Annotated in this window: 13 protein-coding genes; all 13 read left to right on the forward strand. The window is 39.5% G+C overall.

The features are described 5' to 3' along the window. The first annotated feature begins 190 nt into the window (after positions 1-190). Positions 191-436 (forward strand): hypothetical protein, encoded by a 246-nt coding sequence (locus tag AC075L_RS12885; protein WP_008706404.1) that lies wholly within the window; start codon positions 191-193, stop codon positions 434-436. A 129-nt stretch (positions 437-565) separates the two neighbouring features. Next, the gene (locus AC075L_RS12890; RefSeq protein ID WP_476387779.1) at positions 566-2,239 is read left to right on the forward strand and encodes a recombinase family protein; all 1,674 of its coding nucleotides are present in this window, start codon (positions 566-568) and stop codon (positions 2,237-2,239) included. After that, the gene (locus tag AC075L_RS12895; protein WP_476387780.1) at positions 2,240-3,895 is read left to right on the forward strand and encodes a recombinase family protein; all 1,656 of its coding nucleotides are present in this window, start codon (positions 2,240-2,242) and stop codon (positions 3,893-3,895) included. Next, complete coding sequence (locus AC075L_RS12900) at positions 3,888-5,441, forward strand: recombinase family protein (RefSeq protein ID WP_476387781.1); 1,554 nt, start codon at positions 3,888-3,890, stop codon at positions 5,439-5,441. The genes AC075L_RS12895 and AC075L_RS12900 overlap by 8 nt, the downstream gene beginning before the upstream one ends. 93 nt (positions 5,442-5,534) lie before the next feature. Continuing rightward, positions 5,535-6,887, forward strand: a complete 1,353-nt coding sequence (locus AC075L_RS12905) for an AAA family ATPase (protein ID WP_020993632.1) — start codon at positions 5,535-5,537, stop codon at positions 6,885-6,887. Beyond that, positions 6,865-7,500, forward strand: coding sequence for an RloB family protein (locus AC075L_RS12910; RefSeq protein WP_476387782.1), 636 nt, complete (start codon positions 6,865-6,867; stop codon positions 7,498-7,500). The genes AC075L_RS12905 and AC075L_RS12910 overlap by 23 nt, the downstream gene beginning before the upstream one ends. 271 nt (positions 7,501-7,771) lie before the next feature. Beyond that, positions 7,772-8,470: a DNA/RNA nuclease SfsA gene (gene sfsA / locus AC075L_RS12915; RefSeq protein WP_055199801.1), complete on the forward strand. Its 699-nt coding sequence runs from the start codon at positions 7,772-7,774 to the stop codon at positions 8,468-8,470. 368 nt (positions 8,471-8,838) lie between these two features. After that, the gene (locus tag AC075L_RS12920; protein ID WP_118511566.1) at positions 8,839-9,678 is read left to right on the forward strand and encodes a substrate-binding periplasmic protein; all 840 of its coding nucleotides are present in this window, start codon (positions 8,839-8,841) and stop codon (positions 9,676-9,678) included. Then, positions 9,675-11,114 carry a hypothetical protein gene (locus tag AC075L_RS12925; RefSeq protein WP_476387783.1) on the forward strand — a complete coding sequence of 480 codons (1,440 nt, stop codon included), beginning with the start codon at positions 9,675-9,677 and terminating at the stop codon, positions 11,112-11,114. Before AC075L_RS12920 ends, AC075L_RS12925 begins: the two co-directional genes overlap by 4 nt. Beyond that, complete coding sequence (locus AC075L_RS12930) at positions 11,080-12,300, forward strand: hybrid sensor histidine kinase/response regulator (protein ID WP_476387784.1); 1,221 nt, start codon at positions 11,080-11,082, stop codon at positions 12,298-12,300. The genes AC075L_RS12925 and AC075L_RS12930 overlap by 35 nt, the downstream gene beginning before the upstream one ends. Positions 12,301-12,470: 170 nt before the next feature. Continuing rightward, positions 12,471-13,304: a hypothetical protein gene (locus AC075L_RS12935; protein WP_020993631.1), complete on the forward strand. Its 834-nt coding sequence runs from the start codon at positions 12,471-12,473 to the stop codon at positions 13,302-13,304. Between the two features lie 67 nt (positions 13,305-13,371). Continuing rightward, on the forward strand, positions 13,372-14,451 hold the full coding sequence (locus AC075L_RS12940) for a DUF4428 domain-containing protein (protein ID WP_055199798.1): 1,080 nt from the start codon (positions 13,372-13,374) through the stop codon (positions 14,449-14,451). Positions 14,452-14,668: 217 nt separating this feature from the next. Then, a partial coding sequence (locus AC075L_RS12945; protein ID WP_476387785.1) for a histidine kinase N-terminal 7TM domain-containing protein occupies positions 14,669-15,992 on the forward strand: 1,324 nt, incomplete at its 3' end.

The raw sequence follows: 15,992 nt of genomic DNA on the forward strand, positions 1-15,992 counted from the left end.
CAAGGTGCTCCGGCTGCTGAAAAGCAGTCGGGGATTTTTTCTATCATATCTAAAAATTAAGCGCTTAACATATATTCAGATTGGCAGTGAAGTAGTTGCTAAAGAATATCCAGATAAGGTGATGCATTTGAGAAAATTGCAGGTATAGGACAACTGATACAAAGAATATGTTGGAAAAGAGGTGAGCATCATGGTAAATCAGTCAGTAATAGATTCCAGTGTGAATCTGGAGCAGTTAAAGGATATTGAAGACTTAATTCCTAATATAGATAAAGCTATTTCTGAGAAAGTGGAAACTTTTCTGGATAAATCTGGCGATCAGCCGTATGCTCACATGAATGAAGGGTATGTGGTAGTCGTGGAAATGACAGGAGAAATGGATGCTACAGATGCGATCAGTGATTATCTAAGAAAAAGAACGGAGTTGATGTATTAGATGCAAGTCTTGAAAAAATATCTTGCGAAGCTACAGATGTTATGTTAATGTGAGGTCAGGGAAAATGAACGTGATACATGGTTTCTGACTTCAAATTCAATGGAATAAGTAAGTTGGGAGCGATGTAAAATGGAACAGATGCAAATGAATATGCCAGATATATACGATGCTGCATTGTATCTTCGATTATCGAAAGACGATATGGAAGAGGGCAGTGCGAAGTCAGAGAGCAATAGCATTGTAAATCAGAGAGAGTTACTTCGGAGCTTTGTAAAAAGCCAGCCGGATATTCAGATCTTTGATATATATGTGGATGATGGATACTCAGGAGGAAATTTTGACCGACCTGAGTTTAAACGAATGACAACTGACATAGAAGCTGGAAAAGTAAATTGTGTGATTGTAAAAGACTTATCCAGATTCGGAAGAGAATATATAGAAGCCGGGCGATGGATCGAAAAGACCTACCCGGCTTTAAATGTGCGTTTTATTTCAGTTACAGACCAGTTTGATAGCAAAACAGCAGACTTTTCAGAGAAGTCATTTGTAGTTCCAATCAAAAATTTTGTAAATGAAAGTTATTGCCGGGACATTTCCGGTAAAGTGCGAAGCCACCAGAAAATCAAACGTGAAAAAGGTGAATTTATTGGAGCATTTGCCCCATATGGTTACTGCAAAGATTCGGAGAATAAGAATTGTCTGGTGATTGATTCTTATGCAGCGGATATTGTAAGAAAAATATTTTCGTGGAAAATTGATGGATTCAGTCTTGGGGCAATCGCAGAAAAACTGAATGTACGTCATGTGCAGTCACCAAAGGAATATAAAAGGGCAAATGGTGAAAATTACAATTCCGGATTTCATAGTTCAGATACACCGAAGTGGTCGGCAGTGCAGATCAAAAGGATTCTGACCAATGAGGTTTACATTGGAAACATGGTACAGGGCAAGCAGGAACGAATCAGCTATAAAGTAAAGCAACGCCTGGATAAACCAGAATCAGAGTGGGTGAAAGTAGAAAATACGCATCCGGCAATTATCAGGCAGAATGATTTTGATGTGGTTCAGAAGTTACTCCAATATGATGGCAGGGCATCGAAAACATCAGACAGTGCAAGCTTTTTTTCGGGATTTGTGTTTTGCGGAGATTGCAAGACACCGATGATACGCAGGGTAAATCAGTATAAGGGGAAGAAAAAAGCTTTTTATATCTGCCAGACAAAGAATAAAGGTGGAGATTGTACCAGACACAGTATTCCGGAAGAGGTGCTGAAAAGGATTGTATTGAAAGAGATTCAGGCATATACAGCACTTTTTATAGACTATCAGATGATTATGGAAGAACTTTGTGAGATGCAAGTCAGTTACGATCAGGTAATCGGTTATGATACACAGATTAGTAAGTTGCAGGAAGAATATAACCGTTATTACAGTCTGAAAGCATCTTTGGGTGATGACTTGAAAGAGGGACTGATCAGCAAAGAGGAGTTCGATGATTTTCGGGAAAGTTATGGGAGAAAATGTGAAGAACTGGAGCAGATGATTGAGAATCAGAAAAAGCTGATAAAGCAAATGTTTGAGGGTGGAGTGTCTGCAACCGTTCAGTTGGAGGACTGGAAGAAATCACTGAAAATCAAAGAATTGGATCGCACATTGCTGGCACTGACCGTAGATAAAATCTATATTTATGAAAACAAACAGATCAAAATTAATATCCGTTATCAGGATATGATTGAGAAAATGAAAGTCATAAGACGGTTTTATGCGGAACACCGGACAGAGTGCAGGAAAGAGGTGGGATAAATGGCAAGGACAGCAAAAAGATATAAGAAAAACACAGAGAAGAAAGTTCTTGGAATTCCGGTATGTATGGCTGCAATTTATGCCAGATTATCTGTAGACAATGATGAAAAAAAGTCAGAATCTATTGAAACACAGGTTACGCTGATAAAAGAATTCATTCAGAAGCACAATGAAAATCCGGACAAAGAGTATGAGATTGCTGTATATGATATTTATTCTGATTTGGGAAAAACCGGAACAAATTTTGACAGACCGGGATTTGAACGGATGATGAATGATGTCAGGGTAGGTAAAATAAACTGTATTCTGGTAAAGGATTTCTCACGATTTGGAAGAAATTACATTGAAACTGGTAACTATCTGGAAAAGATTCTTCCTTTTATGAAAGTGCGATTTATTTCTGTATGTGACAACTATGATTCATTTGCACCGGGTGCTAAGAATCAGGAATTATCCATGAATATCAAGAATTTGGTGAATGATGCTTATGCAAAAGACATTTCCGCAAAAGAACGGGCGGCGAAACGTATTGCACAAAAAAACGGTGAATATGTGGGATCTACAGCTCCATACGGATATTGTGTGGAAAAGATAAATGGAATTTGTAAGTTGATTGTGGAACCGGAAGCTGCAAAGATTGTCCGCAGGATTTTTGAAGAATATGCTTCTGGAGATGGTATACAGAGTATTATTGACAGGCTGTTTGAAGATGGGGTACATCGGATTTCGGACTATAACCAATATCATCATGTGTACTGTCAGGATGGAGAGAATCTTCATCAGTGGGGAAATTCTTCGATACGTGCGGTTTTAAATCGAAATAATTATTATGGTGATCTGGTTCAGAGAAAATACGAATCCAGATTTCAAAGAGGTGAAAAATGGTGTGACATATTGGAGGAAAGTCAGTGGATTATTACGCCAAATGCTCATGAGCCGATTATCAGCAGAGAACTGTTTGACAAAGCACAGATCAGGTTGAAAGCAGCACAACAGAAAGCAACAAAAACTACAGAGGGATGGGAGGATGATGAAAGAGCATTTTACAATGTATTCTATTGTGGTGATTGTAAGCGGAAAATGTGTACACGTAGATGCAAAGGCAATGTGTATTACTTTTGCAATGCTGCCTGGTATCGGGATGAAAGAAAATGTAGGCAGAAATCTATTTCTGAAGATAAATTGCAGAAAATTGTCCGTTCGGAGCTGACCAGAGAGTTTCAGTTATCTGGCTTACGGAAAAAGGATATGTCTGCTATAAGTAGTGCAGTATTTCTTACCAAAATCAAAGAAATTCAAGCAGAGATTAGAAAACTGAATGCAGATATGGAAAGACGTTCAGAAAAACTGGCACAGGCATTTATGCAATATAAAGAGGGCGAACTTTCCAAAGAAGACTATATAAAAATGAAAGATGACCGTAATAACTGGAAAGTGTTCTGTGAAGAGAGGAAGAAGTCTCTGGAGCAGACTATACGTAAACTGGAAAAACAGCAGAAAAAAGAAGCCAGATTTTTACGAAGTCTGTTGGAACTGGATGGGACAACCAGAATCAATGCGGAACTTGCGGAGAGCCTGATTGAAAGTATGTATCTATATGGTGATAACAGACTGGAAATCAACTTCGGGTTTAAGGGGGCGGTAGAATATGAGTAATCAGAAACTGATTATTGGATATTACCGTCTTTCCATGGAAGATGATTCAGAGGGAGAAAGCAACAGCATTATCAATCAGAGAAAACTGGTAAAAGATTATATTTCCAATATTCCGGAACTGGCTTCTATGCCATTTCAGGAGTTCTACGACGATGGATATTCTGGTTCTAGTATGGAGCGTCCGGCAATTAAACAGGTTTTGGAGCTTGCCAGAGAGAATAAAGTGCAGTGCATTGTGGTAAAAGATTTTTCACGTTTTGCCAGAAACTATATTGAGATGGGAACTTATCTGGAGCAGATTTTTCCATTCCTGGGAGTACGATTCATTTCTATCTCAGACCGATATGATTCTAAAGATTATAAAGGAAAGAGTTCAGACATCGAAGTACAGTTTAAAGGATTGATCGCAGACTTCTATGTGAAAGATCAGTCTGTAAAGGTAAAGGCAGCAGTCAACACCAGACGGGGAAAAGGTGAGTATTGTTGTGGTTCTGCACCTTATGGGTATCTAATCAATCCAGAAAATAAGAAAGAACTGGTGATTGTAGAGGACGAAGCGGAAGTGATTCGCAGAGTATTTGAACTGACCAATCAGCGATATTCAAAGATGGAGATTTGTCGGTTGTTTAATGAAGAGGGGGTACTGACTCCCTTGCAGTCTATGAGTAGACGACAGAAATCAGACAGCAAGAAAGCTGCATCAAGAGGACTGCAGTGGACGAGTGATATGATACGGAAGATTGTGGATGATAAAACTTATATAGGCTGTATGGTCTATGGAAAAACAAAGATTCCAGATCCCGGAACTGGGAAAGAAGTACCGGTACCGAGAAATCAGTGGAAAGTGATGGAAAATCATCACGAGCCGATTGTATCAAAAGAAGTTTTTGAAAAAGCACAGTCCCTTCAGATCAGATACACCAAGAAAAGCAAATTTGACGGGGAAACAACACTATTAGGTGGCTATGTAAAATGCGGGAATTGTCGCAGAAGCCTGACTTCAAGCAGTCCGATTCATGGTCATATTCTTTATAGCTGTGCTTACAGTAAAGGAAAAGAAGATACAGGATGTTTCGCCGGGAAAGCGGATAACAAAATGCTGGAGCATATCGTGCTGGCAGAAATAAAGGCTTACTTACGTCAGAATATCAGCCAAGAACAGATGCAGCAATCCATGAGAAAACAGCATGAGGACAGTATAGAAGCCTATAAGACGGAAAGTGCAGATTGTGAAAAGTGTCAAGAACAAATAAAAATCCAGAACCGCCAGAACTATGAGAAGTATCACGAGGGACAGATGAACCAGAACCAGTTTATGGAAGCCAAGAAGCAGTTGGAAGAAGAAAGAGAACGACTGCAGAAACGTGTACAGGAACTGGATGAGTTGATAAACGACGAGAAAGAAATCCTGATGAAAAAGAATGTTCCGGTGGAGCAAATGTTGAAGTATTTAGGCTATGAGAATCTGACACGAGAGATGCTGGAAGAATATGTGCAGGGAATATATGTGTATGATGACGGGAGAGTGGAGGTGGAGTATAAATAGCAACAAATTAGCATATAATAACAATAAAATTGTTGATAAAAAGCAATAATGATGTATAATTATATAAAGAAATGGAAAGGAGATGCAAAAAAAATGTTGTTAAACTTTAAAATGGAAAACTTTAGGTCATTTAAAGATGAGACTTTTTTTACAATGCTTTCAAGTAAACAGAAAACGCATAATGATTATGTGATAGATAAAAGTGTAAATGGTAATAAGTTAAGAGTATTACCAATGACTGTCATTTATGGAGCAAATGCATGTGGAAAATCCAACATTGTGTTGGCAATGGATATATTAAAAAAAATGGTTATGAAAGGAACCTTAAATTGCAAAGAGCTGGAATCTTATAAAAGTATGTTATCTTTTATTAGAGATACAAGTTGGTATGATCCGGTTTCTTTAGAAATTACATTTTCCACTCAAAATAATATTTATAGATACGGAATTAAGTTTACGGATATTGATGTATATAAAATTGAAGAAGAGGTTCTTTATGTTAATGATGACTTGTTCTTTTCACGAGATGATGAAAATCAAATTTATGTGGATGTAAAGAAATTAGTAAAAAAAGGTTATATTAATAAGGATGATGCGGATTTTTCTGAACGCTTGATTCACAAATTGAACCAGACATTGGATAAACAAAAGTTAGTTGTAGCAGGTGCAATTAGCAATTTGTTTGATAAAAAATATTTTGAGGATTTTAATTTATGGTTTGAAAAATTTAATGTTATTATGAATGCAAATGACATGAATTTTAGACAAAAAGACTTAAAGACGATATTTAATAAAAAACCAGATAAAGATATTCGTAGAAATATTTTCGAAAGTGCCTCAGTTAAAGAAGTTATGAATATAGCTGAGTTTGGAAATCAAAAAATTGGATTTATGGCAGAAACAGATAATGATGAATTATCTATGTGTTCAATGTATCAAGTACCATTAAGAAAAGATGAGCAACCACAAAAAAAATATGCAATATCCATGATTGTAGATTCAGAGCTGATGGAATCGAGAGGAACTATCCATTTGATTAGATTGTTACAACCGTTTATAGATGTTTTAGATAATGGCGGGGTCATTGTTTTGGATGAAATGGATGCTTCATTGCATTTTGAAATTGTTGTATCGCTGATAAGAATTTTTAACAATAAAGATATCAATAAAAATAATGCTCAGTTAATTTTCAATACGCATAATCCAATATATTTAGACGGTGAATTGCTTAGACATGATCAAATTGTAATGGTTGAAAAGCGAAGGAATGATATGGTGAGCGAGATATATTCTTTAGCAGATTACAAATTACGTCCAGAAGAAAGAATATTAAAAAATTATTTGAATGGAAAATATGGAGCATTGCCACATATGGATTTGGAAATTGCATTTAAGCACATATTGGAAAGAGAGGCGAATAATCTTGAATCGTCCAAAGAACAATAAAATACGAAGACCACAATTCCTCTGCATTGTAGGATGTGAGGGAAAAAACCAGGAAAGAATATATTTTGATAAAGTAGCAGAATTAGTGAATTGCGTTGAAGAAAGAACGCATGATTTAGTATTTGATTATGCGGAACCATATGGCGGAAATCCTAAGTGTGTGGTAGAACGAACTATTCAGAAATCTATTGGTAAGGAAAACAAAGTATCTGTTTTTGATTATGACGGAAAAAAGGATAAGTATGAAGAAGCAATAGATTTGGCAATAGAAAATAAGATTGAATTAGGATATACAAATTATTGTTTTGATTTATGGCTGATTCTTCATAAAGAAGACTATTTTGATATAGTACAAAATCAGGATGCATATGCTGATAAATTACGACAAGTTTTTGGGTTAGCAGCAGATGCAAACATAAAAAAAGAAAAAAGGGTAACGGAAATAGTCAATCAAATCGGATTATCTGATATAAAGAATGCAATTCAAAGGGGTAAAAAATATCAGAGGATAATCAGGGTAAAGAGGCAAATAAAACGCCAAAAGAAAACAGATATTATGATAATCCAGATACGCAAATGCATGTGTTGCTACAATTTTTATTTGCGAAAGTAGGAATAAATATTGACGCATTAAGATAGAAAAGATGTAGCAATGACGTTACATCCTCCCCACCTACTTTGTGACAATTATATAACGTCCTCTATACAGAAATATGCGGTTTTAAGCCATTTTGGTGGCAAAAGAGCCGCATATTTTTTGTAGCAATGACTTGACATCCTCGGGGGCACTTTGTTTGGAGAATAGTTTTCCAAAATGAAAATGTTGTAGGTATGAGGAAAACATGTTATGGTATGTATACAATGCGTAAAGAGGAGCAGAAAAAATGAAGTACGAACATATCACAGAGGGCCGTTTCATAGATCGTCCTAATCGGTTTATTGCACATGTGGAGATCAATGGGCAGGTGGAAACGGTTCATGTAAAGAATACAGGCAGGTGCAGGGAGCTTCTGGTCCCGGGTACACAGGTTTTTCTGGAAAAGAGTAGCAATCCGGCGAGAAAGACAGCCTATGATCTAATCTGCGTAAATAAAAAGGGCAGGGGCCTGATTAATATGGATTCTCAGATTCCCAATAAAGCAGCACTGGAGTGGGTAAAGGCAGGACATCTTTTTCCGGAAAAAGTTCAGGTAACGCCGGAGAAGACCTATGGAAATTCCAGATTTGATCTTTATGTCTGTTCAGAGAAACGCAAGGCTTTTATAGAAGTAAAAGGTGTCACTCTGGAGTCGGATAATATAGCACGCTTCCCCGATGCACCGACAGAAAGAGGTGTGAAACATCTGAAGGAGCTGATCCATTGTATGCAGGAAGGATACGAAGCTTATCTGCTTCTGGTGATCCAGATGAAGGGAGTTGACAGGTTTGAGCCCAACTGGGAGACTCATCGGGAATTTGGAGAAACCCTGCAGGAGGCAAAAAAGGCAGGAGTGCATATTTTGGCCTATGACTGCCTGGTAGAACCTGACAGAATGGAAATTCAGGATCCGGTACCTGTATGCCTTGCTTCTGACTGGAAATAAAAAAGTATTCCCGCAATCAGCAGGTCCTATTCAAAATTCCATTGCCGCAGGCAATCTGGAATGAATTTTGGCTACGTTACTGTGAACAGTAACGTGTGTTTTATATTTCAGAGCAGTAAATAATTGTAGACATGAAAGTATATGAAATGTATAATCTGTATCAGAAGTTTTGTTGATAGATTTATAGGCAGATCAGTCAAAAAACTGAGATGCTTATGAAAAAAGTTCCTGTAAAAGTTTTTTACGTGGAACTTTTTTTGCACCGTTTTGATGTTTACCCGAATTGGATAAGCCCTCTGTTTTAATTGGGAAAACAAGGTCACTGACACGCAGGTTATGAAGCAGTAATAAATGGAAAGGAACTGGATATGAGAAAAAATCGAAAGAATGACTCCCATACCCGCAGAAAAAGAATTTGTATTGCAGCACTTCTTCTGGCAGGCAGCCTTATACCGGGAGGATGTGGAATAAAGAAAGAGAAAACATCGGACAGTGAACTGCCGGAGATTGTTATCGGAATAGATTATTTTGAACCTTACAGCTATCAGACGAGTGATGGCGAGTATAAAGGTATTGATGTGGAACTTGCAGAGGAAGCCTTTCAGAGGCTGGGTTATCAGCCTGAATTTGAGAAGGTTGTCTGGGAAGATAAAGAGAAACTTTTGTCAGATGGAACAATAGACTGTCTGTGGAGCTGCTATTCCATGAATGAAAGAGAAAACAAATATCAGTGGGCAGGACCGTATATGTACAGTCGTCAGATGGTGGTTGTAAGAGCCGAGAGTGAAATCCGGACACTTCAGGATCTGAAAGGGAAGAGGATTGCAGTTCAGGCGACTACAAAAGCAGAAGATCTCTTTCTTCATAATATAGAATCAGATCTTCCGCAGGCAGAACAGGTGAACTGTTTTTCTTCGCCAAATGAGCTTTATGCTGCACTTAGAAAAAATTATGCAGATGCGATTGCGGGACATGAGGCAATGCTTGGCAGTCTGATACAGGATGGCAAGGGCGCTTACCGTATGCTGGAGGAAAGTCCTTATAAATCAGAACTTGGAATTGCTTTCAAAAAAGGAACTCACGAAGAATTGGCAGAAAAGCTTACAGAAACGCTTACAGAGATGCAAAGCGAAGGGATTACAGAAAAAATAGTTACAAAATACGGATTGGATGCGGACGAAACTCTGCCGGGAGGAGAAAGTAAATGAGCAGACAGATAAGAAGGCAGATACCGCAGAAACAGAAGAAAAAGAGGGTCGACAGAAATGCGTGTTTGCTTGTGTTTATTCTGATTTTTTCCGGAATACTGACTTTTCTTCTGCTGACAGCGAGAGATAATAGCAAGCTGAACAGTACTCTGGATGAGACCTTTGATTTTGTAAAAAACCGAATTGAAAGTTATGAGATTTATAACACCAATGATCAGGTGAAAAGCCTGGTACGTCTTTTGGACAAAACAACAGAATTAAGCAGAGTCATAGAACAGGAAGGAAATCTCAGTACAGAAATGCTGGACGAATATGCCAGGGAACAGCGCCTGACAGGAATCCTTGTACTGGATCAGAATCTGAAGGTGACAGAACAGAGTGCAAAAGATGGAGATACTATGTCGCTGTGGCAGAAGCTGATCAAAAGTGATTATGTACGTGATATTGTAGAGCATCCGGAAAAGACTTATACCACTCGTCTGAGAAATAAAGGGAAGATATATGATTTTGCGGCAGTGGCAAGACAGGATGCAGCAGGTATCCTGATCACATATGCGCAGAAGGAGGAAGTAAATGAGCTTAACGGAGATCTGACGATGGCATCGTTATTTCCTGACTTTCCTTTTGAGATGAATGGAAGTGTTGTGATCTGTGATGATGATAAGGTTGTCAGTACAAACAGACAGGAGCTGACTGCCCGCTCTATAGAAGAAGCAAAAAGCCAGTATAAAAATAAATTTGAAGCAGATGAGAATGGAATTGTCCATCTTCGTTCAGAGACAGGAAACTGGTTCGGACGTCGGGAGAAGATCAAAGACTACGATGCATATATCTTTTTCCCGGAAAGTCAGGTGTACATCACACGAAATATTATATGTGTGATTTATGTGCTGCTTGCGCTGCTTCTTTTCTTACTTTACCGAGTGAGCAGGAGCAGAACAGAAAAGAGAAGTATCCTTCAGGACCAGAAAAGACTTCGGGTGATTAATGCACTGGGGCATGCATATTCCTCGATCTCTCTTGTGAATCTAAAAACAGAGGAAATCGAAATCCTGAAATCTTCAGAGAATATGAAGCCGGATCAGAAAGGGGATGTGCTTTCCAAAGCGCATCAGGAAGAACTTATAAGGCAGGTGATTGCAGAGCCATTTCAGGAGGCATATAGGAAATTTGTCGATATAAGTACGGTGGCAAAGCGTCTGGAAGAACGTGAAACGCTGAGTTTTACAGCCCGGACAGTGGATGAAAGATGGATGACAATGATCATTGTGCCACAGGGATATGATAAAGATGGGAAACTGTGTACAGTTCTGGTTGCGAATCGTGATGTGACAGAAGAAAAAGAACGTGAGATTGCGCAGGATAGGAATCTGAGAAATGCACTTGCGGGGCCTGCAGAACATGCGAACAGGGCGAAAACTGGTGTTTCTGAATAATATGTCTCATGATATCCGCACGCCGATGAATGCGGTCATTGGATTTACTGCGCTTGCGACAGCACATATCGACAATAAGGAGCTTGTTCTGGATTATCTGAAAAAGATCCATATATCCGGTCAGCATCTGCTCAGCCTGATCAATGATGTGCTGGATATGAGCAGAATCGAGAACGGTTCCGTACGGATTGAATATACAGTTGTACACCTGCCGGATATCCTGCATGACTTAAAAACAATTATACAGGAATCTGTACATTCTAAACAGCAGGAGCTGTATATTGATACACAGGATGTACTCCATGAAGATATTATTACCGACAAGTTGCGCCTGACGCAGGTGCTTTTGAATATCAGCAGTAATGCTGTGAAATTTACACCGGTTGGGGGTACGGTTAACATTCGTGTTTCTGAGAAACCATGCAGAAGAGACGGATGTACAACAGTGGTATTCAGTGTGAAGGATAATGGAATCGGGATGTCGCCGGAGTTCAGGGAGCAGGTGTTTGACTCATTTACAAGAGAACATACCGTTACGGAGAATGGAATAGGAGGAACCGGTCTCGGAATGGCAATCACCAAAAACATTGTGGATATGCTGGGCGGTACGATTCAGGTTGAAAGCGAAGTTGGAAGGGGAACGGAGTTTACGGTTATGCTTGAATGTGAAATATCAGGGACGACTGTGAAGGAGGAACCTGATTCGGAGCAAAGAGAGCCCCTTAAGAATGAGAAGCAGAAAATCCGGGCAGAAATCCAGAGGCGTTATGAAGGGAAGAAAGTTCTTCTTGTAGAGGATAATGAGCTGAACCGGGAGATTGCAACAGCGATCATGGAGGAAATTGGTCTGGATGTGGATTGCGTTGAGGATGGTACAGATGCTGTGAATATCATGTCATCTGCAGAAGGCAGAAAATATGATCTGATCTTCATGGATATTCAGATGCCGAAGATGGATGGATACACCGCAACCCGGGAAATCCGTACATTGAATGATCCGAAATGCGCAAATATACCAATCATTGCGATGACTGCCAATGCTTTTGAAGAAGACCGTAAAAAGGCAATCAAGGCGGGTATGAACGCTCATATTGCCAAACCAATCAGCGCAGATATAATTCTGGAAAATCTGGAGAGAATGCGCCAAAACAGAAAGTATTTTAATGAACCTGCTGAGAAAAGTTAAAAACTTTTCAGCAGGTTTTAATTTATCCAAAAAATTACATGCATACTGTCAGAAGTGCTAGTGTAAATATCTGAGCGTTCACGTATAATGTAGATAAACAAAAAATCTTCTCACAAAATTAAGTAAAAAAGAGTCCGAGGAGTACATTAAAAAAGAAAGGAGATGTTTGTATGAGTAAAAAAATGAGGTTGTGGATGGCAGGAACAGTAGGAGTCTTAATGGCAGGCTTTATGAGTGTAAGTGTTTATGCCCTTGAAGAAAAGGATGTTATTGGAACCTGGTATGTAAATGAGCTTTCTATGGGCGAAGGTGCATCCTTTCATCCGGGGGCAATGGGAATGGAAGTGACCGTGGACATTAAAGAAGACGGTAAAATGGAAACAACAAGTTCTGTTTATGGGGAAGAGCCTGAAGTAGATGAATCAGAGTGGAAAATAGAAAATGATAAAATTTTGATGACTCATAATGATCAGACAGGAGAATGTGAGTACAAGGACGGTAAGATAACCTTAACAGCAGATGGAACGACAATGATCCTGAGTCAGGAAAAGGAAGAGTATGAGCCTTATGTGCCGGGCAAACCGGTAGAAAATCCAACCATGAAGGATTTTGAAGGAGAATGGAGCTGTACTCTGATGGAAGCATTTGGAATGCAGATGCCAGTTAATGCTGACTTTACAGGATTTGAAATGAGTATGTCTGTGGAAGACGGAAAGGCTGAAATTATCTTAATAGAGAGCGGAGAAGAGACAAAAGTAGAACTTCAGGGCGACGTGGAAGGAAACGCACTGGTATTAAAGGCTGTAACAGAGGATGAGGCAGGAACTATGTTTTTCAGTCTTGATAATATGAAGTTCAATTTACTGGATGATGGAAAACTGTGTTTGATAGCAGAAGACGATGCAGAGGAATCTGATGACGGCGAAGAAGCAGATGATTCTGAAACAGGTGAAGTTGATTTTTCCGTAAAGACATATTTTGAAAAAATAATTGTTACAGAATAAGGTAAAATACTGCCGCACCATTCCGGTGAGGCAGTATGGGTTTTCAGATAAAAAAGGAGGATAGGGTATGGGATTATTTGATAAGAAAATCTGTGACATCTGCGGAGAGAAAATTGGTTTATTGGGAAATCGAAAACTGGATGACGGAAATCTGTGTAAGGATTGTGCGAAAAAATTATCACCATGGTTTGAGGAGCGGCGGCACAGTACAGTAGAGGATATCAAACGCCAGCTGGAATATCGTGAAAAAAACAAAAAAGCGGTAATGGACTTTTGTATAACCCGTCAGATCAATACCAGAAATTACAATGTTTTTATTGATGATAATAAGGGGAATTTTACTGTTGCGCGGAAACTGGATGTCAATGAAAACCCGGACATAGTTCCTTTATCAGCCATTGTACAGTGCAGGGTTGATGTAGACCAACAGCAGCATGAGGAAACATATACAAAGGATGGAGAAACTGTAAGTTATCAGCCACCGGTATATAAATATGAATTTGATTATACCATGCGTATTAAAGTGAGAACTCAGTGGTTTGATGATATGGATTTTCGCTTGAATACTTTCTCTATAAGCAGTGATAACAGAAGGGAATTGATGGAAGTGGAGCAGACTGCTTATCAGATTATTGCGGCACTGACACCAAATGCAGCCGGGATGCAGTCCGGAATGTCAGGAATGAACATGACCGGAGGAATGCAGTCCGGAATGCCGGGAATGAACATGAATGGAGGAATGCAGTCTGGGATGCCGGGAATGAACATGAACGGAGGAATGCAGTCTGGGATGCCCGGGATGAATATGAATGCGGGAATGCAGCACGGGATGTCAGGAATGAACATGAATGCGGGAATGCAGCCTGGAATGACCGGGATGAACATGAACGGAGGGATGCAGTCTGGGATGCCCGGGATGAACATGAATGTGGGAATGCAGCACGGGATGCCCGGAATGAATATGAATGGAGGGATGCAGTCTGGGATGCCGGGAATGAACATGAACGGAGGAATGCAGCAGACGGGAATGTCAGAAACGAACATGACTGGAGGAATGCAACAGAATAACAGTTCGTGGAAATGTCAGTGCGGTGCAGAGAATACCGGAAAGTTTTGTGAATACTGTGGTCAGCCAAGACCGTTTTAAGCAATGGGAAACAGAGTGGACAGGATTGTTCACTCTGTTTGTGATAAAAACTCTGAAAATAGATGATTCTTCTGAAAACTATATGATAAAATAGTACTTTATAGTATAATTATTACAAAAATAGGTTGGGTGTGTTTGAAAAATCATTCCTGCAAATTGTGACGCACATCTTGCGTAAAGCATTTTTCAAACCCGCTCCGGTAAGAGAGGAACTTTCATGACATACAGTAAAAAGAGGACTCTGTCATATGGAGTGATTCTGATAAGTGTGTTGCTGGCTTATTTCTGCAGGCAGGTGAGAACGGAAAATGTTTTTATGAGAAATCTGGCAGATCAGTGTCGTAGCTGTATTTATCTGGGAATGTACTGTGCCTGGGTGATTTATCTGGGAAAGCATGTAGTACATAAAAAAACGCGCAGATGTCTGACTGCAATTGGCTGTCTGATGGTATTCTGGTTCTTTGTGCGGACAGTAAAATTTCATATTTTTCATGATCCTCTTGGAGAACATATCTGCTGGTATCTATATTATATTCCCATGCTCCTGATTCCGGTTCTGGGTTTGGCAGCAGCAATGTTTTTGGGCGAAAAGGAGGAAGAGAAAACGGTCAGAAAGGTTATAATTTTATTGACCGTGGCAGCGATATTGATCGTAAGTGTTTTTACAAATGATTTGCATCAGCTGGTATTTCGTTTTTCCAAACAGCCCCCATTTTCGGATGAAGATTACAGCTATGGCATTGTTTTTATGGTGATTCAGGGATGGATTTTGATCTGTCTGACAGGGATGGAAATTATTCTGATCAGAAAAAGCAGAATTCCGGGAAAGAAACAGTTCTGGCTGCCGGTGATTCCGGGAATATTGCTTCTGGGATGGAATATCGGAAATATACTCCGCCTGCCTTTCATCAAAATCATTGCAGGGGATATGACGGCAGTGTGCTGCCTTTTAATGGCAGCAATTTTTCAGGGTTGTATATTATGTGGATTGATACAGACCAATAATCGATATTTTGAATTATTCCAGACTTCCGGAGGACTGGATGCAGAGATTACGGATCATTCTTTTCAGCGCTATTATCATTCCGGTGACTTTCCTGAGTTGTCGCCTGAACTGCGTAAAATCATAATAGACAGATCATCCGTACAGGAACAGGGAATCCGGATCAACCATATTCCTATAAGGGGAGGACATTTGTTTTGGTCAGAGGATATTTCGGTACTGCTGGATCAGTATCAGGATATTCGGGAACAGCAGGAGGAACTGACTGCCAGAAACCGTCTGTTACAGAAAGCTTATCAGAAAGAGGCTGAGCGGAGAAAGACAGAAGAACAGAACCGTCTGTTAAATATGATACAGAATCAGACAGCAGGTCAGCTGGAATTGCTGTCACAGTTTATGGATGAGCTGGAACGGACAGAATCAAGGGAACAATATGATCGGATTCTCGGTAAAATTGTAGTTGTTGGTACGTATTTGAAGCGGAGAAAGAATCTGGTGCTGACACAATATGCATCAGATGGAAATCTGCTTACAATGG

The organism is Blautia sp. ZXY-1-B12, assembly GCF_056339915.1.